17 protein-coding genes are annotated in these 21,652 nt (G+C 57.5%); 4 read left to right on the top strand and 13 right to left on the bottom strand.

The annotated features are described in order from the left end of the window. Positions 1-30: 30 nt before the first annotated feature. The 6 genes from rodZ to BEI65_RS06675 form a co-directional block, all read right to left on the bottom strand. Positions 31-1,005 carry a cytoskeleton protein RodZ gene (gene rodZ, locus BEI65_RS06650; RefSeq protein WP_099062666.1) on the bottom strand — a complete coding sequence of 325 codons (975 nt, stop codon included), beginning with the start codon at positions 1,003-1,005 and terminating at the stop codon, positions 31-33. Further along, entirely contained in the window at positions 995-1,744 is a 750-nt protein-coding gene (gene pilW, locus BEI65_RS06655) for a type IV pilus biogenesis/stability protein PilW (protein ID WP_085118253.1), read from the bottom strand. The genes rodZ and pilW overlap by 11 nt, the downstream gene beginning before the upstream one ends. Positions 1,745-1,831: 87 nt before the next feature. Continuing rightward, on the bottom strand, positions 1,832-3,028 hold the full coding sequence (locus BEI65_RS06660; protein WP_085118255.1) for a bifunctional tRNA (adenosine(37)-C2)-methyltransferase TrmG/ribosomal RNA large subunit methyltransferase RlmN: 1,197 nt from the start codon (positions 3,026-3,028) through the stop codon (positions 1,832-1,834). Positions 3,029-3,259: 231 nt separating this feature from the next. Further along, positions 3,260-3,685, bottom strand: a complete 426-nt coding sequence (ndk, locus tag BEI65_RS06665) for a nucleoside-diphosphate kinase (RefSeq protein WP_012146321.1) — start codon at positions 3,683-3,685, stop codon at positions 3,260-3,262. Positions 3,686-3,866: 181 nt separating this feature from the next. Beyond that, positions 3,867-6,191, bottom strand: a complete 2,325-nt coding sequence (pbpC, locus tag BEI65_RS06670; RefSeq protein WP_099062667.1) for a peptidoglycan glycosyltransferase PbpC — start codon at positions 6,189-6,191, stop codon at positions 3,867-3,869. A gap of 61 nt (positions 6,192-6,252) precedes the next feature. Continuing rightward, positions 6,253-11,244 carry an alpha-2-macroglobulin gene (locus BEI65_RS06675; protein ID WP_099062668.1) on the bottom strand — a complete coding sequence of 1,664 codons (4,992 nt, stop codon included), beginning with the start codon at positions 11,242-11,244 and terminating at the stop codon, positions 6,253-6,255. Positions 11,245-11,393: 149 nt separating this feature from the next. Between BEI65_RS06675 and BEI65_RS06680 the strand changes: the two genes are divergently transcribed. From BEI65_RS06680 to BEI65_RS27390, 4 genes are all read left to right on the top strand, one after another. Then, positions 11,394-12,431 (top strand): LacI family DNA-binding transcriptional regulator, encoded by a 1,038-nt coding sequence (locus tag BEI65_RS06680; protein ID WP_099062669.1) that lies wholly within the window; start codon positions 11,394-11,396, stop codon positions 12,429-12,431. A gap of 123 nt (positions 12,432-12,554) precedes the next feature. Next, positions 12,555-13,994, top strand: a complete 1,440-nt coding sequence (gene nhaC / locus BEI65_RS06685) for a Na+/H+ antiporter NhaC (RefSeq protein ID WP_099062670.1) — start codon at positions 12,555-12,557, stop codon at positions 13,992-13,994. 1 nt (position 13,995) lies between these two features. Next, positions 13,996-15,174 carry a MalY/PatB family protein gene (locus BEI65_RS06690; protein WP_099062671.1) on the top strand — a complete coding sequence of 393 codons (1,179 nt, stop codon included), beginning with the start codon at positions 13,996-13,998 and terminating at the stop codon, positions 15,172-15,174. Between the two features lie 477 nt (positions 15,175-15,651). Beyond that, a complete protein-coding gene (locus tag BEI65_RS27390) occupies positions 15,652-15,735 on the top strand; it encodes a Hok/Gef family protein (RefSeq protein WP_153860932.1) in 84 nt (27 codons plus the stop codon). 142 nt (positions 15,736-15,877) lie between these two features. On the opposite strand, the gene sseB is transcribed toward BEI65_RS27390, so the two are convergent. The 7 genes from sseB to iscA all read right to left on the bottom strand — a co-directional run bounded on the left by sseB (position 15,878) and on the right by iscA (position 21,640). After that, the gene (gene sseB / locus BEI65_RS06695; RefSeq protein WP_099062672.1) at positions 15,878-16,708 is read right to left on the bottom strand and encodes an enhanced serine sensitivity protein SseB; all 831 of its coding nucleotides are present in this window, start codon (positions 16,706-16,708) and stop codon (positions 15,878-15,880) included. Between the two features lie 214 nt (positions 16,709-16,922). Then, positions 16,923-18,218: an aminopeptidase PepB gene (gene pepB / locus BEI65_RS06705; protein ID WP_198404410.1), complete on the bottom strand. Its 1,296-nt coding sequence runs from the start codon at positions 18,216-18,218 to the stop codon at positions 16,923-16,925. An 83-nt stretch (positions 18,219-18,301) separates the two neighbouring features. Further along, positions 18,302-18,502 carry a Fe-S cluster assembly protein IscX gene (iscX, locus tag BEI65_RS06710; protein WP_085118275.1) on the bottom strand — a complete coding sequence of 67 codons (201 nt, stop codon included), beginning with the start codon at positions 18,500-18,502 and terminating at the stop codon, positions 18,302-18,304. 13 nt (positions 18,503-18,515) lie between these two features. Continuing rightward, positions 18,516-18,851, bottom strand: a complete 336-nt coding sequence (gene fdx / locus BEI65_RS06715) for an ISC system 2Fe-2S type ferredoxin (RefSeq protein ID WP_085118276.1) — start codon at positions 18,849-18,851, stop codon at positions 18,516-18,518. Positions 18,852-18,853: 2 nt separating this feature from the next. Next, positions 18,854-20,704 carry a Fe-S protein assembly chaperone HscA gene (hscA, locus tag BEI65_RS06720; protein ID WP_099062673.1) on the bottom strand — a complete coding sequence of 617 codons (1,851 nt, stop codon included), beginning with the start codon at positions 20,702-20,704 and terminating at the stop codon, positions 18,854-18,856. Positions 20,705-20,731: 27 nt separating this feature from the next. Then, positions 20,732-21,253, bottom strand: coding sequence for a co-chaperone HscB (gene hscB, locus BEI65_RS06725; protein ID WP_099062674.1), 522 nt, complete (start codon positions 21,251-21,253; stop codon positions 20,732-20,734). 63 nt (positions 21,254-21,316) lie between these two features. After that, positions 21,317-21,640, bottom strand: coding sequence for an iron-sulfur cluster assembly protein IscA (gene iscA / locus BEI65_RS06730; RefSeq protein WP_085118282.1), 324 nt, complete (start codon positions 21,638-21,640; stop codon positions 21,317-21,319). Between the last annotated feature and the right edge of the window lie 12 nt (positions 21,641-21,652).

Raw genomic sequence — 21,652 nt, forward strand, 5'->3', positions numbered from 1 at the left:
TGCCCTGACTCAACGACAATGGCCGCGCAATTACTGCGCGGCAACGGTCAGACGAGCAACACGGTTTGACTTAACAAACCGGCTTAAATCAACCGGCTTACCTTGATATTGAATCTGTACTGCGGCCGGTGCACCAATGGTCAGTTTGTACGGCGCGGTACCCGCCAGGCTCAGCTTGCCGCCGCTTTTCTGGCTGCCGCTGTACAACGTTTTACCGCTGGCATCACTCACCTGCAGCCAACAGTCGGCGGAGAACTCCATGACCAGCGCGTTAGGATCAACCGCCGCTGCAGTCACACCCGCGTCAGCGGTTGGCAAGGGTGCAGCAGGTGCCACAGGCGTGGTCTCTGGCAGCGTTGTCTGGCTTGGTGAAACCACCGCAGGTTGCTGCGCGGTTGCACTGCCGGTAACGGCCGGAGTCTGCGACTGCTGTGGAGCAACGCCGGTATCAACCGGCGTGGAACCATTGTCAGCCAAAGGTGCACTGTTGTCGGCATTGCTGTCGGTCAACGGCACAGATTGGCCTTCATTGTTATTCTGTGAAAGCTGGGCAGAGGATTGATCGGCCATAGTGGCGATTTCTTCCTGCTGGGCCTTGTGGTTTTGCCACCACCAGGCGCCGGTCAGGCCAACCACCACGAAAACGATCAGCCAGGTGAAGCTCATCAGCCAGCCGTCGCGTTTTTTGCGGCGCTTGCCCAATGAGAAACTCTGCATGGGGGCAACTTTCGCCACCTTCAGCGGAGCCTGCTTGGCCAGCATCGGCAGCAGTTCATCCTCTGGTACACGCACCAGCTTGGCGTAGGAACGGATATAACCCCGCACGAAGGTTGAAGCCAAATCTGCGGACAGATTGTCTTCTTCGATATCGCGCACGGTAGACATTTTGAGGCACAGGCGTTCTGCAACGGCCTGTTGACTCAACCCGAGTTGTTCACGGGCTTGACGCAGACGTTCGCCTGTCGTCATTGATACGGTTTTATCTTGGGAGGCTTCAGTATTCATTAGCTAAGAACTGCTGGTACTGTTTGGATTGTGGAAAACTTCGCGATAACTGCTTGCCATAACGTTGCACGCTATCTTGGCGCCCGGCTAACGCGGCGAAACGAATCTGTAACCATAAGCTGTCGGCGCTAGCCGGCAGAACATGTTGATAACTATCGAGTAAAAGTTGCGACTGCGCGCGCTTCCCTTCTCCAAATTGCTTTTCTGCCTCCACTAACAGTGGAGTGCCTTTGTCCGGATCGATCTTCATCGCACGCGTTAACAAGGTGCGTGCTTCATCGTTCTGTCCGGCCTTGAGAAAACAGTAACCTGCGTTTTCCAGGCTGTCGGCAACCTGACCGTAATCCGGTGCTACTGCCGCAGCGCTAAACTGCTGTTGTGCCGGTACATACTGCCCTAAACTGCAAAGAAACGCACCGTAATTATTCAGCACGGTGCCATTGCCAGGCGCAAGTTTGAGCGCTTGCTGATAACGCTGTTCGGCCGCGCTATTTTCACCCATCCGCTGCTCATAGAGTGCCATGCCCAATTGGGTACGGTAATCCTGTGGGGCAGCGTCCGCCGCCTTCTCCAGATTCTGTCGCGCGGCAGGTAAATCGCCCTGCTTCAGATATTCCAGACCCAGTTGCAAACGCGTTTGGCCCGCTTGTGACTGCGCGTCTTTTTCTTCCGGTGTTGAACCGGAACAGCCCGCCAGTAAACCGGCTGCCAGCAACATCCCCCACAGAGTCAGCTTCATGCCTGCATTCATTTCCTTGTCTGATGTCACCTTACAATCTGTTGGTATAACAGATTGTAAGATAACAAAAAAATCATGCTATAGGGTTCAGACCGCACGTACGGAGATAGGTTCCCCGGCCATTTTCTTTTTCAGGGTACGCTTGGTACGGTCGATCACTTCACCCGCCAGTTGCCCGCAGGCGGCATCGATATCATCACCACGGGTTTTACGAACAATAGTCGTAAAGCCGTATTCCATCAACACTTTGGAAAAACGATCCACCCGGCTGTTGGAACTGCGACCGTAAGGTGCTCCTGGGAACGGGTTCCATGGGATCAGGTTGATCTTGCATGGCGTGTCTTTCAGGACTTCAGCCAGTTGGTGCGCATCGTCGGTGCTGTCATTGATATGGTCCAGCATCACGTACTCGACCGTGACCCGGCCCTGGTTGGCATTGGATTTTGCCAGGTAGCGGCGCACCGCAGCCAGGAAGGTTTCGATGTTGTATTTACGGTTGATCGGCACGATATCATCGCGGATCTTGTCGTTCGGCGCATGCAGCGAGATTGCCAGCGCAACGTCGATCATATCGCCCAACTTGTCCAGCGCCGGCACGACACCGGAGGTAGACAGGGTCACACGACGCTTGGACAGGCCAAAACCGAAGTCGTCCAGCATGATTTCCATCGCCGGTACCACATTGCTCAGGTTGAGCAGCGGCTCACCCATCCCCATCATCACCACGTTGGTGATCGGGCGTTCGCCGGTGACTTTCAGTGCGCCGATGATTTTCGCCGCACGCCACACCTGGCCAATGATTTCCGACACGCGCAGGTTGCGGTTAAAGCCTTGCTGGGCGGTCGAACAGAATTTGCATTCCAGTGCACAACCCACCTGGGAAGAGACACACAGGGTCGCACGGTCGCCGTCCGGGATAAATACGGTTTCGACCTGCTGATCGCCCACTTTGATCGCCCATTTAATGGTGCCATCGGCTGAGCGTTGTTCTTCCGCCACTTCTGGCGCACGGATCTCGGCGACGCTTTGCAATTTATTGCGCAGGACCTTGTTGATGTCGGTCATCTGCTCAAAATCATCGCAGCAATAGTGGTACATCCACTTCATCACCTGATCGGCACGGAAGGGTTTTTCGCCCATTTTGGCGAAGAACTCACGCAACTGCTGACGGTTTAAATCCAGCAGGTTAATTTTGGCCACAGCCGGTTGTTCCGCGTTAACGGATTGAGTAGTCAGCGAATTATTTTCAGACACGATGTGCTCGGACGTGATGGGTTCTAACATAATTGATCTCTGGCCTCGTTGTTACACGTTACGGCGCGAAAGAGTGGAAAGTAAGTGCGTCGTTCAACCCGCATCAATTGCGGTGACGGCGCTAAAAAGCGCGCCCCTGACAAGAAGCCTTATCAGGGGCGCGGCATTGTACAAATTTTAGTAGCAGCTTTCCACGTCTGAAAGGCATTCAGGGCATTTTTATTGTTTCAGCCGGTGAATACCGTATTCGGACGGGTATTATTAACGTGAGCAGATTTCGCTTTCGTTAAAGAAATACGCGATTTCGCGCTGTGCAGATTCTACTGCGTCAGAACCGTGAACGGCGTTGGCAGTGAAGCTGTCCGCGTAGTCAGCACGCAGGGTGCCGGCCAGTGCGTTGTCTGGGTTGGTCGCGCCCATGATGTCACGGTTACGCTGTACTGCGTTTTCCGCTTCCAGAACCTGTACCACGATCGGGCCAGAGGTCATGAACTCGACCAGGCCATCGAAGAATGGGCGGCCTTTGTGCTCAGCGTAGAAGCCTTCAGCTTGTTCGCGAGTCAGACGCAGCATTTTGGATGCGATGATTTTGAAACCGGCGCGCTCAAAGCGAGCATAGATTGCGCCGATGTCGTTGTTAGCTACAGCGTTTGGTTTAATGATGGAAAAGGTACGTTCTACGGTCATGATGGCCTCTGTATAACTTCCAAAACAGGCCGGTCTGTAAACAGGGTGCCGGCCTTCTCAAGTGGCGCAGATTATATGTGCGCTGGTAACGCTTGCCTACGGGAAAAACAACATTTCATTAAAAAATCATTATCTTTATTCTTCACTTTGCGGCCCAGAGCACAGGTTATGAAAACTCAGCCTAATCGAGGCTAAATTCGCGCACGGCCACCTGACCACTCTCATCCAGCACGCTGAGCTGATAACGACCGGGTTGGCTCAACGTCTGCAACAACGACTCCCCTTCCCCCACCAATTGGCCGTTGAGGAACCACCAGCGCTGTCCGCCGCCCCCCTGGGTGCTGACCCGCAAATCAAGCGCATTGTTGCCAGGCAGGCGACGCAGTATCGCGCCGTCACGCACGCCCAACATCAACAACGGCGGAGCTTCTTGTTGCTGCAACGGCGGGCACTGTGGATCGATAGCCGGCAAGCGCTGAGCACGGCGCTCCGCCGCAGGCAACCAGGGCTCCAGCGGCGTTGGCCACAGTGCCAGCCGACGCGGTGTCGCCCCCGGGCAATCCGCCGCCACCCGCAATCCACGCGCGTTCAACCACATCAGCGGCTGACTGCCCAGCAGGCTTTCCTGGCCCGGCGCGGGCAACGTCGGCGGGATAGTCCCGTCGAGGATCCAGCTCAGACGTCGTTGGCGGCAATTGCTGTCCCCCGCCGGAAGCGGCTGGCCGCCCGGCCAGCAAATCACCGCACGGCTGACGCTGGCGGGGCGAGGATCGGCCGGAATGCCTTCGCCACGCTGGCGCAAAGAGGTCAGCAACAGGTTGTTGACCTGATTCAGCAGAGGCACCGCCGTGGCGAAGCCGAACTGCCCGGCCACCGGCGTGCCGTCCGGTCGGCCCACCCAAATACCCATCGTGTAGCGGGCATTAACGCCAATCGCCCAGGCGTCGCGATAACCGTAACTGGTGCCGGTCTTCCACGCCAACGGCACGCTGGCGGGCAATGCATCATCCGGTAGTGGGCGCGCCTCTCCCGCCAGTATTCGCCGCACAATCCAGGCGGCACCCGGTGACATTAACTGGCGATCGTAAATCCCTTGCTGAGGCGTAAAGCGCAGCGGTGCCACCCGGCCCTGACGAGCCAGCGCGCTGAATCCGGCCACCAACTGATCCAGCCGGGCTCCGGCCCCGCCCAGGATCAGCGCCAGGCTCGGTTCGGCGTGAGCTGGCAGTCGCAGTTCAACCCCCACGTTACGCAAGTTGGCGGCAAAACGCTTTGGCCCGTAGGCCTCCAGCAACTGTACCGCTGGCAGGTTAAGCGAACGCGATAGCGCCTCACTGGCGCTGACCGGGCCGTGGAAACCGGTATCAAAATTGCCGGGTCGATAATCGCCGAAACGACGCGGTACGTCTTGCAACAGCGATTCAGCGTGGATCAGGCCATCGTCCAGCGCCAACCCATACAAGAAGGGTTTTAGCGTCGAGCCCGGCGATCGCCAGGCAGCCACCATGTCGACATGGCCAAAGCGGCTGTTATCGTTCAAATCCAATGATCCCAGATAGGCGCGTACCTTCATATTGGTGTGATCAACCACCAAGACACCAACCGAGGTTTTCTCGGGCAGTTGGCTCTTCCAGCCGCGTGCCAGTTCTTCCAGCCGCCGCTGTAACGTGGCGTCCAGCGTGGTGGTTACCACCTGACTGCGGTTACTTTGCGTCATGCGCCTGGCCAGTAACGGAGCCAACTGTGGCACCTGGCGCGGGGCCAACCACAGCGCCTCCTGACGGATTTCAGCCACCTGCTGCGCCGGCCAAACCTGATAATACGCCAGCCGTTCCAGCACTTTGTCACGTGCAGCCTGTGCCCGTTCCGGGTAGCGATCCGGTCGCAAACGACTGGGAGCCTGTGGCAACACGGCCAATAACGCCGCCTCACCCCGCGTCAGCGCCGAGGGCGGCTTGCCCAGATAAGTCCAGCTTGCTGCACCAATCCCCTGTAGCGTGCCACCGTACGGCGCCCGGTTAAGGTAGATTTCGAGGATTTGATCCTTCGACAGATGCCATTCCAACTGAGCGGTGCGCCATACCTGTCGCAATTTCCCCCCCAGCGTGCGGGGATGGGGATCTATCAGCCGCGCCACCTGCATCGACAGCGTGCTGCCGCCGGAAACAATCTGCCCGTTGCGCAGGTCCTGCCAGGCAGCACGGGCCAGCGACAACGGATTAATCCCAGGGTGCTGATAGAACCAGCGATCCTCATAGGTCAGCAATGCCTGCAGATAATAGGGCGAGACCTGCTGCAGGCTGACCGGATAGCGCCATACGCCGTCACTGTCCGCATAGCGCCACAACGGCGTGCCGTCCTCCGCCACCACCACGCGCGCCATCTCGGCATCTTTCAACGGCAGCGGCCACAGCCGATCCGCCAACCACAGTAAAGCGGGCAGCAGGACAATGACCAGCAGCCAGAGGGCGCCTCGGCGACGTAAATGGGTGAGGAGTCGATTCATTGGGAAACTATCACTCCCTTGCCCCGCCACCGGCTAAACCTCCGGGGCGGGGCAAGGAGGATCATTTGGCGATTTCAAGCCGTTGCGGTGTCGCACCCAGCGCACGCCAGGCTGGCACATACATTGACTCAACCTGCGGCGCAGGCACCAAATAGGTACCCGGAGTGACTGCGCGCGCCAGATACAGCAGCGTGGTATGACGGTAGCCGTCGATATTCACCGCCGCCACATAGCGATCGTCACGGAACTCCTGATGCTTGATGTCGGCCTGCTGCATGTCTTGCAGCAATTCGGTCACGCTGCTGGCGCTTTCGCCCAGGCTGGCACTGCTGTCCCCCAGGTTCTGGTTTTCCAGCTCCAGCCCGGCCGGCAGCAGATCCACCACCAGCGCATCCGGTACCTGATTGTCGGCCCAGACATCCAGGTGCACCAGGATCAGTTGGCCGCTTTTCAGTTGGGTCAGATCCACCGGCTTACCATCCAGCCCCAGGAATTCACGGCGGATGTTCAGCACGTTGCTCTGCGGCTGCGGTGCCTGTTGCGGATAGCCCACCAGATCGACCCGGCTGTACAGCGTGCCGCTGCCGGTATTGGTGAGCTGCAACCCAGCCGCCAGCTGTTCAGCGGACAGGTTTTGCGTCAACGCCTGACTACCGGACAGCGTCTTGCCCTGCGCCGTTTGCGCCTGCCATGGTGTTTCAGCACTGCCGATCAGGTTGCGCGCGGCCAGGAAAAGGGCATTGCTCTCCTGCGTAGACAGATAACGTTCGCCGTTGAGACGCTCAGACAGCGTCAGCAAGCGCTGGTCACGCTCGGCCGGCAGCAGATTATTTTCGGTCAACAGCGCCAGGATCATCGCGTCATCACGCAGCGGGCTGCCGTAATCTTCCAGCCAGTAATCTTTGGCATTACGCTGCGTCGCCAGCCCTTGCTCGATCGCCTGATTGGCACGCGGCATATCCCCCATCAACTTCAACGCCACCCCAAGCTGCACTAGCGGCAAGCCTGATCGAGCATCGGCACGACGCTCAAACAGCTGCCGCAATGCCCCAAGCGGTGCCTGTTGCTGACGTGCCAGCACCAGGCCGGCATAGGCCTGCACGGCAAAACGGGTGTGATCCGGGTACTGGGTGGAGGCAACGTCGATCTGGCTACGATCCTGCAAATAACGCTGCAGACGGTTGTTGGCCGCCGTCAGGGCATCCGCCGGTACGCTGTAGTTCTGCTCGCTGGCACGGAACAGGAAGTCCGTAGCATAAGCCGTCAACCAGAACTCTTCCTGACTGTCGCGATTCCACAAGCCAAAACCACCGTTATAGCGCTGCATGCTGAGCAGATGCTCAATGCCAACGTCGATACTGTTGCGGCGACTTTCATCGCTGCCGGATTTGATCCCCAGCGCGCTAAGCTGCGCCTGGTTGGTGTACAGCGACGGGTAAAGCCCGCTGGTGGTCTGTTCCAGACAGCCGTAAGGATAGGCGTACAATTCGCTGATGTAGCGCGCTAGGTTGATTGGCGGACGGCTGGTCAACAGCAGTTGCCCTTCGGTCGTCGCCTGCACCAGCCCGGCGGCGGCATCTGCCGGCAAGCCCCAGCTTTCACCGGCGTGGATCACACTGGCAAACTGGCGGGTCTGCGCCGGATAAGCCGGTCGCACGCCAATCTTCCAACTGTGCTGGTAGTCTTTGAGCGTTTCCCCCGGCAGCACCAGGCCGCTGACGGTCAGCGCAACTTCCCCCTGTCCAAAGCCCGCTAGCGCCTGCACCGGGATCTGCAGCGTGGTGCGCTCGCCGTTGGCCAGGCTGACCTGTTGTTCAGCTGCGCCCTGCAGCGCCACTAACCCGCTGGAAGCCAGTTTCACCGTTAATGTCTGCGGCTGCCCCGACAGGTTGCTGACATCCAGCGCCAATTGGGTACTGTCGCCCCCAGCCAGGAAGCGCGGTGTCGCCAGCTCCGCGACTACCGGTGCGGCAACAACGGTCTTGCCCTCCGCTTTGCCGAAGTCTTCATTACTCCACGCCTGCGCCATCAGTCGCAGTTCGCCGTTGAAGTCCGGAATGGCAATCTGAATTTCGCCTTCGCCATTGGCATCCAGCTTAACCGGCTGCGCTTGCTGGGCCACAATGGTGACTGTGGTGATCGGTTTTTTACCGCCACGCGACAAGGCATCTTCGTCATCGCCGTCACCGCCGTAACGCAGGTTAGCCAAACGCCCCTTGCCTTCAATCAACTGACCGTACACATCGTACTGATCGGCGCTGTAGCGTTTGCGGCCAAAGAAGGCCTGATACGGATCCGGCGTTGCGTAGTCGGTGATATTGAGGATGCCGCTGTCAACCGCGGAAAGCAGCACGTTGATTTGCTGTGGCGGTTTACCGCTGCTGTGGGCGGCCTTCACTTTCACCGTCAGCATTTGGTTCGGCCGCATACGCTGCGGCGCGTCCAGCGTCAGTGCCAGTTTGCGCCCTTCATCCACCAGCGGCAGATGCAACAGCCCTACCGCCCGTTTCGGCGTCGACTGCTGTTGCTTATCTCCCGGGCGGATCACCAATGCGCTGAGGTACAGATCGTGGCGTTTCCACTCCTGATTGATCGGCACCTCGACATCAATGCCCTTGGCCGGTACGTCCAGTTCCTGCCACCACAGCGGGCCATCGCTGGATTCCACCAGCAGATAGCCCTTGCCGGCGGCCGGTGCTTCGATATGCAGTTTCACTTTTTCGCCCGGTTGGTAGGCCGGTTTGTCCAGCTTCAGCTTCACCTGGTCCGGACGCACCGCGCCGCTGCCATTGGTGTTGTCCTGCCAACTGTAACCCGCCCAGAAACGCAGGCTGCTGATCAGATTGCTCTGTGGATCCACCACCTCAATGCGGTATGCGCCCCACTCCACCGGGAAACTGACCTTGGCACTGCCGTCGGCGGCGATATCGATAGTCTGTTCCGCCAGTGGCAGATCTTTTTTGTCGTACAACGACTGCCAGCCTTCGCCTTCTGACCACTGCCAGTAGTAGTCGCGGCGCTCACGCACCAGACGGGCCTTCAGCCCGCTGACCGCCAGTTTCTCACCGGCGGCATTGGCGTAGACGATATCAAACCCGGCCTGGGTGTTTTCATCCACCACCGGCTGGGCCTGATAACTGTCGCTGCGGTAATCATAAATCTGTTGTTTGCTGAACAACGGCCGAATGCCGGGCAGTGCATCGGCCGGCCAGATCGCCTGTTCCGCGCGGCGCGTCACCGGGCGGCCACCGGACTCCAGCAGGCTGGCCTGCAGAATGGCCTTCAACGGGGACTTCACTTCAGCCCAACTGCTGTCTACTGCCACCTGCGCCTTACCGGCGTTATCCAGTGCCTGATCGAATTCATCCATATTGCGCGACAGGCTTTCTTCCGTCACCGAACCGAACTCATAACCCGGCAGGCTGCTGACCGCCTCACGCTGTGGTCGCAGGAATACCTGCCCCTGCAGACGGTTACCCGAGGCAGGAGCACCGTAGAGATAGCGACCGCTGACGTCGAACACCAGCTGTGCGTCAGGGCGCAGCGGGGTTTTCTCGGCGGTGATGTCGAGCGCCATGCGTTCCGGCAGGAAATCCTCTACCTTGAAGCTGTACAACCGTGGCTGGTTATCGCCCAGGTTGAAACGCAGTGACCAGTTACCGGTCGGCCCGCCTTCGGGAATGGAATACTGATATTGATACAGGCCGTCCTGTGGCTGCCAGACAAAGCTGCGCGCCACCTGATCGTCCGGCTTGACGATATCTACCTTCACCGGCTGGGCCGGTAGCGGCTTGCCGTCGGCGTCACGCAGCAGACCGTTTACGATCAGCGTTTCGCCAGGACGGTACAAATCACGTGGGCCAAAGGCGAAGAATTGCTTGCTGTAACCTTCCGGCCCGGCAATATCGAACTCAGCCAAATCCAGCGCCGGCGTCGAGAGGTCGATCATGCTGGTCTGGCCCTGCTGGGTCGCCAGCAACAACCGTGCCTTGGGGCTTTTCGCTAACTGGGCATGCCCCTGCTTATCGGTGGTGCCCTGGGTCAGCGTTTGGCCTTTTTCATCCAGCAGGCGCAGTTCCACCGCGCCCAATGCCGCACCGCCGTCCAGCGCCTGGGTAAACACATCCAGACGGTCGTGGTAGCTGTGCAGCGAAACACCGATATCACTGAGGGTGAACAGGGTCGCCGGGTTGGTATAACCGTAATGCCCGGCCTGTTGCATCACCGCCAGGTAAACCCCCGGCTGCTGCAAGGCTTCGATGCTACTCAACGGCAGCAACAGGCGTTCGCGGGTATTGCGTTGCGGGTTGAGATCAAAGCGACCGCTGTAGACCAGGTCGGCCATTTTCAGCAGTTCTTCCGATTCCCAACTGGAAAGCGAATTGCGGTACTCCCAGTTGGCCAGGAATGCCGGCAAGGCATCGGCCTTCACCCGGAAGAAGTTAACGTCGACGTTATCGACGTTGAGCGCCATCACCGGTAACCCCTGCGCCAGCTTGGTTGGCAGCAGTGAGCCTTTGCCGGCAAAGCCGACGCTCGGTTTGATGTCGCGGGTGGTAATTGTCTGTTGTTGCTGTTTACCCAGTTCGGCACCGTTGACCGCTTTCAGGCCACCCTCAAGGGTCAGTACCACTTTGCGGTTGGGCTGCAGATGGCGTAACCGCAGCTCCATCAAATTATCTGACAGCTCCCAGGCACCGTCGATTTTACCGCTGACGCTGTCGACCAGATGAGCTCGCACGGCGAAATCCTGATTCGGATCCAGCGGCAAAGAAAACGTCAGCACCATGGCACTGGCGCCGTCGAGTTGCAGTTCGGAGGCATCAAGCAGCGTTAAGGGTTTCCCGGCGTCGCGTTTCGCCAACGCTGCCAGCGCGGCGGCATCCGGCCGCTTGGCCTGCGTGACGCTGCTGGCCTGAGCATCGGCTTGCGCCGCGGTTGAGGTTTGACCACTGTCATCACAGGCGGCCAGCAGTAGCAGGCCTCCCGCCAATGCGATCCCCTGACAAAGCTTCTTGCCTGATGCAAATGCCCCTGAACGGCATGGTTTCATCGTTTAACTCCCTGGCAGCCTTTACGCAACGACACCCGTCGGCGCAATATCCGAATATGGATGAATGATAGCAGCGCTGTTAGCATCAGACCCAGCTCAATTTTTCCCCGTCAACAGAAAGGGCAACCGAAGCCTGAGCAGGAGATGATATGGCCACAATGAAAGATGTTGCCCGACGGGCAGGTGTATCGACGGCCACCGTCAGCCGGGTGATCAACAGCACCGCCTATGTTGAACCGGTCACCCGTGAACGTGTTGAAAAGGCCATGCGCGAGTTTAACTATCACCGCAATGCTGCCGCGCTGGCCCTGGCGAAAAGAAGCGGCAATATGTTGGGATTATTGACCGGCAATCTCGACGATCCTTTTTTCTCGCGACTGGCACGGGGCGTCGAAGATATCACGCGCAAAGGCGGCGTAAAATTGATGGTCTGCAGCGGCGGCCATCAGGCCGAACTGGAGAAAAACGGGTTCGATTTTCTGATCAACCAGGGTTGCGAAGCCATCGTGGCCCACGTGACCCGGATGAGCGATGCCGACGTCTTACGCTACGCCGCCCACACCCCGGCAATGGTGGTGATCAATCGCTATTTGCCCGCCATCGCCAATCGCTGCATTTGGCTGGATAACGTCAGCGCCTCTCAGGCCGCCACCCAGATGCTGATTCAACACGGGCACCGGAATATCGCCTGTATCACGACAGACTTGCCGATCGATGACAGAAAACAGCGTCTGGAAGGCTACCGCAACGCCATGGCTCACGCCGGGATCTCGGTGCCGGGTGCCTGGATCATCAGCGTCCCCTTCAATGAACAAGGAGGCGAATTAGCGGCAGAAAGGATCCTGACCAGCGGTCACCATTTTACCGCCGCACTGACGTTCAATGACGTGATGGCCGCCGGTATGATGCGAACCTTCCGCCAACGCCAGATGAGCCTGCCGGAGGATATCTCGATTGTCGGGTTTGATGACGTGGCCCTGGCAAAATATCTCCACCCGGCATTGACCACCGTACATTATCCGGTTGAGAAAATGGCACGACGCGCGGCTAATTTGGCGCTACAGCTCAATTCTGCGGTTGCTGTGGCACCGCAGAATAATATGTTTTCCGCTGAATTGATCCTGCGAGACTCGGTCGCCTCCCTCGAGAAAAACACCTCAAATCAAGAAAACAAGGCCATAAAGTGAGAGCTATTTCACACAACAGCAGTCCATGAAACCGATTACATGGACAGTTGCCCGCGCTCACACCCCAATCAAAACGAATTCATTAGGCTGGCGTCACACCCTCATCCTTAACCGGAGTTGTTAATGAATAACAAAAAGAAACTCAACCTGGGGCTAGCGATGCTACCCATTGTGGCGATGCTATTACTGCTGATCATCGGCTACGGCCAGCTTGGGCTGCGGATCGAGCCGTTGCTGCTGGTCTCGGCCGCCATTGCCGCCGCACTGGCCTGGTGGCAAGGTTACCGCTGGAACGACATTATCGACTCGATCGTGGCCAAGCTGGCCAAGGCGATGCCGGTGATCATGATCCTGATCTGCGTCGGCGGTTTGATCGGCACCTGGATGTTCAGCGGTACCATTCCCTACATGGTGTACTGGGGCTTAAAACTGATCAGCCCGCAATATATCCTGATCGCCGCGTTCTTCATTACCAGCGTGATCTCCGTTTGTACCGGCACCTCCTGGGGCGCAGCCGGTACCGTCGGCGTGGCACTGATGGGCGTGGCCGCCGGGCTGGATGTCCCTTTGGCCGCCGCCGCCGGTGCCGTGGTTTCCGGGGCCTACTTTGGCGACAAAATCTCTCCGTTGTCTGACTCCACCAATTTCGCCGCCATCGTCGCGGATACCGACCTTTACAGCCATATCCAGCACCTGATGTACACGACATTACCGAGCTTCGTTTTAGCCGCGGTGGTGTATCTGATTGCCGGGCACACCAGCGCCGTCGGCAGCGTAGCCACGCCGGAAAAAGTCACCGAGATCGTGACCGCGCTGGAGGGGCTGTATCACTTTAACCTGCTGCTGATCCTGCCGCCGGTGCTGGTGCTTTGGGGTGCCGTCACTAAACGACCGGTGATCCCCGTGATGCTGGCGGCCTGTACTCTGGCCATCGCCATTGGGGTACTGCTCCAGGGCTTTAACCTGCAGCAGGGCTTAAATGCGTTGATGGACGGTTTTAACCTTTCGATGTTTACCGCCCAGGGGCACAGCATTACCGGCATCGTCGACGATGTTCCACGCCTGCTCAACCGCGGCGGCATGTTCTCGATGATGAGCACTATCCTGCTGGTGTTCTGCGCGTTTTCCTTTGCCGGGGCCTTAACGCTGACCGGCGCGCTGACCGTTATCATCAACCGACTGCTGAAAGTGGTTCATACCACCGGCCAGTTGATTGCCGCCACGGTCGCAACCACCATTCTGGTGACCGGCGCCACCAGCGACGGCAAGCTGGCGCTGCTGATCCCCGCAGAGCTGTTCAAGGGCGCCTACCGCCGCATGGGATTAGACAATAAAAACCTGTCACGGACCGTGGAGGACGCGGGCACCGTCATCGAACCTTTAATTCCGTGGACCGCCGCAGGCATTTATATGGCAACCACCCTGGGTGTCAGCACGCTGGATTTATTGCCTTGGGCCATCCAATGCTACGCCGCCGTGTTCTTCGCCCTGATTTATGGCTTTACCGGATTCGGGATTGCCAGAATACAGCCAGAAAACGATTTACAGCGTAAGGAAGCCTGACGTGAAACCAACCGATTTTAACCAGATAGTTAACCGCCACAACACCGGTTCGGTGAAATGGGACTTTATCGACCGCTATCTGCAACTCGATGAAACCGATCTTTTGCCGATGTGGGTCTCTGATTTTGACTTCCAATGCCCCATCGAAGTCCGGCAGGCGCTGCATCAGCGGGTGGATCACGGCATATTTGGCTATAGCGAACGCGATGACTCATATTACCAGGCGGTCATAGAGTGGTTCTCAAGCCGGCACCATCTGCCTTTGCAGCGCGAATGGTTCACGTCCATCGAAGGGGTGGTACCCGGATTGGCGATCCTGATCCAGTTGCTTAGCCAGCCTGGCGATCCGGTGGTGATCCAGGGGCCATACTATGGATCTTTCGCCAAGATCATCACTATGAATGGCCGAGAGGTCCTCGAAAATCCGCTGAAGGAAAGCCCACAAGGCTATCAATTCGATTTCGAGCATCTGGAGACCTGTTTTGAACAACGGAAACCACCATTGTTGTTATTGTGTAACCCCCATAATCCAACCGGACGATGCTGGAGCCACAGCGAACTGACGCAGTTGATGGCGCTGTGCAGCCGCCATGGCGTGACGGTGATTTCCGATGAAATCTGGGCCGACCTGACGCTACCCGGCGAAACCTTCACCTCGGTGCTGCACCTGGATGAAGCCTGGCATGACCACCTGATTTCAGCGACCTCTGCCAGCAAGAGCTTTGGCTTGTCGTCGCTGAGGATCTCAAATTTCCTGATCCCCAATGCTCGCACCCGCAATGCGTTTATCGAACGCCTTAATGCCCATGGGTTGGATGTCTTCAATGCGCTGTCGATGACCGCCGCAACGGCAGCTTATCAACAGGGGGAAACCTGGCTTGATGATTTACAAGGTTATCTGGCCGACAACCGGCGTTGGTTTGAACAGGCATTAGCCTATGCCGCGCCCTGGTGCAAAATGACTCGAGCCGAGGGCACCTACCTTGCCTGGCTGGATTGTCGCGCTTTAGGCCTGGATGATAACGCCCTACAGCAGGCGTTGATCCACCAGTCAAAGATTGCCGCCTCGATGGGCATCAGCTTTGGTGACCAAGGAAAAGGCTTTATACGCATCAACCTTGGCTGCCCGCGGCAGTATCTTGAACAGGCCATCGCGGGGCTCGCCCGACTAAAGCCCTGAGCAACAATCGCCGGTGTATGAAAGGCCCCAGTCGGGGTCTTTTTTTGAACGATATCTGGTGGGAATGATTGAATGAATTTACCGCGACCTGACGGTATAGCTTTGAAATTAAAGCTTCTGTTAGACTGCGGATGGGCGCTTGAAGCTTTCTGCTTCAGGCCCTGGGTGGGAAGCAGAAAGAAGAAAGCCCCAAACTGACTCTTAATCAGAATGAGGCTTCACCATACTGCCTGAACACCAGCATGGTAGCCTCTTAACCGCAGAAATGCAACGGAGGGCTGACATGTCGCGAAAACTGTTTTTACCAGGATTTACAGTAAGTTGCGTAACGTTTCTGGTATTCACCCAACCTATACCCTATGAGTTTCAAGTTGCAGCTAGGCGCCCAGCTCGCTCATCCCCAGGCGCTTACTTGAGTAAGTAACTGGGGTGAGCGAGTGCAGGTAACAACGCTGCAACTTGAAAGGCGACGGGTAAATACGTGGTTCAGTTTGTGAGTTGACATTTAAACAGGGAAATACGGAGGTAGCGGCAGTGTTGTCCTGTAACGTTCAACGTTAAATGGCAACCTGAAGGCGGGGTTCGCCCCGCCTGTTTTGGTGTGACGCAGTGGTTTTCCAGCGCCCATTGTTGTATCCGGCCAGCCTTTCGAGGCTGGCCGCTCTCCTTAGCTTTGATACAGAGAACAATAGCAAAAACAGGATTACTGGGTTTTATCCGTCGAAGGGATAATATTACGCAACCAACTGCCCCAGCGACGCTGGTAGAAGGGTTGGGTATGGGTGATCAAATAATGGCTGACGCCACGTTCCTCTTCCGATACCAGGCAAAAATCCACCGGTTCATCATTAGGCGCGGTTTCGCTGGCCACGCTGCCCGCCTCGTTGATCAATGCCTCAATGTCGCCTTGCTCCCCATCCACTTCCAGCCCAACCAGCAGGTTAGGTTTTTCGTCGACCGCCTGATCGTGCATCAGAGCCAGAAATGCGCGACGCACCGGCTTGCGCTGACTGAACAGCGTGGTCAAGGCATCGACCATTGCCGACGGGTATTCTTCCGGCTGCCCCAACAGGATCTGAGTATCCTTATCGATATAGCGCTCTGCCGGTTTGCTCACACCGCCGGTCGCCAACAGCATTGCCACCTCTTCAGGATAAAACTCTTTGCCGTACTCGGCCTTCGGGTTGAGAAACAGATCCGCACCCTGAGTAATCTCGAATAAGACGCGTGCCGGCATGGCGATGAACGGCTGTTCATCCTCAACGGCCTTTTGCAACGCTTCTACCGAGGTAAAGAATGGGATGATGCTGCCGCCGTCCTGCTTTTCCCAGTGCTGGATATTCACCGGTGTATCGGCATTTAGCGTGATGTCACCGCCAAGTTGCACCTGCTCGCTGTCACCGAGGATCAACACCGTAGCGTCGAGCAGTTCACGGAAGAATGCCGGACGATGGGCCGGCTCCGTCACTGCCAGTTTCAACAGGCGTTCAAGTTCATTTTCGCCTGTGGCGACTTCGTGATGGTGAGAACTCATGGCAAACTCCGGCAATCAAATAACGGGGCCCAGCATGCTGGGCCCCGAGGGTAAACGACATTCTATACCCTATAGCTTTCATTTTGCAGTTAGGCGCCCAGCTCGCTCATCCCCAGGCGCTTACTCGAGTAAGTAACTGGGGTGAGCGAGTGCAGGTAACAACGCTGCAACTTGAAAGATGACGGGTATAACGCCCACCTTGGTGGGCATTCAGTTATTTGGCTTTGCTCAGCAGCAGGTTGGCCAGAGCACGTACGCCCAAACCGGTCGCGCCAGCAGCCCATTGATCCACGGCACCTTTACGGTAGGTGGCAGAACAGTCGATGTGCACCCAACCCTGCTGGTAGTTGGTCACAAAATGCGACAGGAATGCAGCCGCGGTGCTGGCACCCGCCGTGTAAGCCGGACCGGCCACGTTGTTCAATTCGGCAAAATTAGACGGCAGTTGGCTGCGGTGGAACTCAGCCAGCGGCAGACGCCAGAAAGGCTCTTGTTCAGCGGCCGCACTGGCCAGCAGTTCTTGCGCCAGAGCGTCATCGAAGCTGAACAGCGCATGGTAGTCGTTACCCACCGCCGTTTTCGCCGCACCGGTCAGAGTGGCGCAGTCGATAATCAACTGAGGGTTCTGCGCGGACGCATCGATCAGGCCATCGGCCAGCACCAGACGCCCTTCAGCATCGGTATTCATTACCTCAACGGTTTTACCGTTACGGTAACGAATTATATCGCCCAGCTTGAAGGCGTTGCCGCTGACCATGTTGTCGGCACAGCACAGGTACAGCTTCACACGCTGCTTCAGACCGCGAGCCGCCGCCAGCGCCAATGCGCCGGTAATGGTAGCTGCACCGCCCATATCCGCTTTCATGGAGTCCATAAAGGCGCTTTGTTTCAGGCTGTAGCCACCGGTATCAAAGGTGATACCTTTGCCCACCAGGCAGGCAAACACCGGCGCTTCCGGGTTGCCGGTCGGGTTGAAATCCAGTGCCAACAGCACCGGCGAACGATCCGAGCCGCGCCCCACGGTGTGAATACCGGCGTAGTTTTGCTCACGCAGATCTTCACCCTTGGTAATGCGGTAACTGACGGCTTCACAACCGACATCACACATCAGATCCACCGCGCGGGTAGCCAGTTGCTCCGGCCCCAACTCTTCCGCCGACATGTTGATGGTGTCACGCACCCAGTCAACAATCTTCAGGCGCTGTTCCAGCTCTTTGCTTTCCGCTTCCGGCAATTCTGCCCATTCGACGCTGCGCTTGCCCTTCGGCCCACGGAAACCTTGCCAGAACGCCCAGCTGTTTTCCAAATCCCAGCCATCGCCGGCCAGTTTGACGTTCTTGATGCCCTGTCCGTCGATCTTACGGGCGGCACGTTGAATGCTGCCCAGTTTGTCGTTGCCGGTCAGGTGGATAGTCATCCCTTCTGTACCAGTGCTCAGCAGCGCTTTCTCGCCCCAGCGAGCGTCAGCAGGTTGGTTCGACAGCGTTACCAGCATGAATTCAGTTGTCATAGCCTTCTTACTCCGGATTATTCTTTTATTAATCGTGTCGGATACAAAATAAACGGGCCGCCAATGGCAGCCCGTTACGCTATTTACTCCGCTTCATCTAACCAGACCAGCAGGACAGCTTCCAGTATTTTTTCGTTGGAAGCCTGTGGATCGTCGTCAAAATCTTCCAGATCGCAAATCCACTGATGCAGGTCGGTAAAACGTACGGTTTTCGGATCGGTATCCGGGTATTGGTCGTACAGGGCTTCGCCGATTTCACGGCTGTCAGTCCACTTCAGTCCCATTCCTATTATCCTCTTACCCTTCACGCGCGTGGTTGACGGTATAACGCGGCATTTCAACCACCAAATCTTCGTCGGCCACCAGCGCCTGACAGCTCAGACGGCTTTCCGGCTCCAGACCCCAGGCCTTGTCCAGCATGTCGTCTTCCAGTTCGCTGCTCTCTTCAAGAGAGTCAAAACCTTCGCGTACGATGCAGTGACAGGTGGTGCAGGCGCAGGATTTCTCACAGGCATGCTCAATCTCGATACCATTGCGCAGCGCCACATTGAGGATTGACTCCCCGTGTTCGGCTTCCAGTACAGCCCCCTCCGGGCATAAATCTTGATGGGGCAGGAAAACAATTTTAGGCATGATTAAACCTCATCCACAGAATGGCCAGCCAGCGCGCGGCGAATGGAAGCATCCATGCGGCGCGCGGCAAAGTCTTGCGTTTGTGCATCTAATGTTTTAATTGCGGCTTCAATGGCGGCAGGATCGGTGCCCTGCGTCGCCAGTTGCAAAGCTTCCACCGCCGCGGGGATCGCCGTACTTTCTGCTTCACTCAGCAATGCGGCATCGCTGGCCAGTGCACCCTGCAGGCTTTCCAGCACCCGCGACGCCTCAACCCGCTGTTCCGCCAGCATACGTGCGCCAACATCGCTCTGCGCATTGGCCATCGAATCTTTGATCATGCCGGCGATTTCGGCATCGGACAGACCGTACGACGGTTTAACCTGAATTGAAGCCTCTACGCCGGTGGATTTCTCCATCGCGGTGACACTCAACAGGCCATCGGCATCCACCTGGAAGGTAACGCGAATATGCGCGCCGCCGGCTGGCAGTGGCGGTAAACCACGCAGCGAGAAGCGTGCCAGCGAACGGCAATCCTGCACTAGCTCACGTTCACCCTGCAGCACGTGGATCATCATCGCACTTTGGCCGTCTTTAAACGTAGTGAACTCCTGCGCACGCGCCACCGGAATGGTGGTGTTACGCGGGATCACTTTCTCTACCAGACCGCCCATGGTTTCCAGACCGAGCGACAGTGGGATCACGTCCAGCAGCAGCATGTCGCTGTCCGGCTTGTTACCCACCAAAATGTCAGCTTGGATCGCAGCACCGATAGCGACCACTTTGTCCGGATCGATCGAGGTCAACGGCGTGCGGCCGAAGAACGTACCGACCTGCTCACGCACCAAGGGCACGCGGGTGGAGCCGCCAACCATGACCACTTCCAGCACTTCTTCGGCACTCACCCCTGCATCTTTCAGCGCACGGCGGCAGGCCATCAGAGTACGTTTCACCAGAGTCGCGATCAGCGCATCAAACTGTGCGCGGGTCACTTCGCCCTGCCAGCCGGCTATCTCAACGACAGTACTGTCGGCATCGCTCAGCGCAATTTTGGCCGCGATGGCCGCATCCAGCAGTTGGCGCTGTACGCCGTGATCGCTACGGTCAGCCACACCGGCCTGCTCACGCAACCAGTCGGCCAGCAGATGGTCAAAGTCGTCGCCCCCCAGCGCGGAATCCCCGCCGGTGGCCAACACTTCAAACACCCCACGGCTCAGCCGCAGAATGGAAATATCAAAGGTACCGCCGCCCAGATCGTACACCGCGATAATGCCTTCCTGCCCGGAATCCAGACCATAGGCAATCGCCGCCGCTGTCGGTTCGTTCAGCAGGCGCAACACGTGTAGCCCGGCCAAACGCGCAGCGTCTTTGGTGCCCTGGCGTTGTGCATCATCAAAATAGGCCGGAACGGTGATCACCACACCGTCGAGTTCCCCTTCCAGCGCTGTTTTCGCCCGTTCGGCCAGTGCCCTGAGGATATCGGCGGAAACCCCTACCGGGTTAACCGCACCGGCGGCAGTGACTATCATCGGCAAGCCATTGTCACTGGCCTGGAACTGATACGGCAGGTTCGGGTAACGTTGTTGCACGTCGGCCAATGAACGGCCCATCATGCGTTTGATTGAGCTGATGGTATTGGCGGGATCCTGCGCTGCCTGCTGGCGCGCATCCCAACCGACACGCAAGGTGTCAGCCTGATAGTGCACCACCGAGGGCAGTAAATCGCGCCCCTGGGCATCGGCCAGCGTTTCCGCCTGCCCGCTGCGCACCGTGGCGACCAGAGAGTTGGTGGTGCCTAAATCAATACCGGCAGCCAGACGGCGCTGGTGCGGCGCAGCGCTGAGGCCGGGCTCACTAATTTGTAATAAGGCCATATTGAAGCTTCCACAATCAAAAATGTGTTACTCAAAACCCAGCAGTTTTTCTTCGAGTTGTTCAACCTGTTGCTGGAGTTTGTCCAAAAAGCGCAGCTTACGCACGGTGTCGGCGGCATCAACCCACTGTTGACTATCCAGCTGTTGCACCATCAGCGCACTGCGCTGTTTGACCGTCTCGTTCACCCGCGCGCTAAAGCTGGCCAGCAGGGTTTCTGCATCCGCTTTGCGTTCAATGGCGTCGAGCTCTTCGCGCAGTTCCAGCTGTTCCATCAGGAACGCGGTATCACGCAGGGTATGCTGCTCGTTGCCCAAATCAAAACCGTGCAAAGATAGCATATACTCTGCGCGTTTTAATGGGTGCTTCAGCGTTTGGTAGGCTTCATTGATAGTCGCAGCCTGTTGCAACGCCATCAGGCGTTCGCGTTCTGGCTGACTGGCAAAACGATCGGGATGGAATTGGCGCTGCAGATCCTGATAGCGAGATGCAAGCAGGCTGCCGTCCACGGGATAGCGAACTGGCAGCCCGAATAAAGTAAAGTAATCCATAGCGTGCTCTGGGCGTTATCGGATGAAGTTCCCCCGCGGCTGGCGGGGGAGCACGATGGACTGTCAGACGTTGAAACTTTCGCCGCAGCCGCACTCGCTTGAGACATTGGGGTTGTTGAACTTGAAGCCTTCGTTCAGGCCTTCCTTAACGAAATCAAGCTCAGTGCCGTCAAGGTAGACCAGGCTCTTGCCGTCAATGATCACCTTAACGCCTTTGTTTTCAAAAACGATGTCGTCATCGTTCATATCGTCAACAAATTCCAGCACGTACGCCATCCCGGAGCAGCCAGAGGTTCTCACCCCCAGACGCAGGCCAAGGCCTTTGCCGCGGTTATCCATAAATGCCTGAACACGCTGCGCAGCGCTGTCGCTCATGGTAATTGACATCACAACCTCACA

The sequence above is a fragment of the Serratia sp. BW106 genome (assembly GCF_002607755.1).
GTDB classification, from domain to species: Bacteria; Pseudomonadota; Gammaproteobacteria; order Enterobacterales; family Enterobacteriaceae; genus Serratia; species Serratia proteamaculans.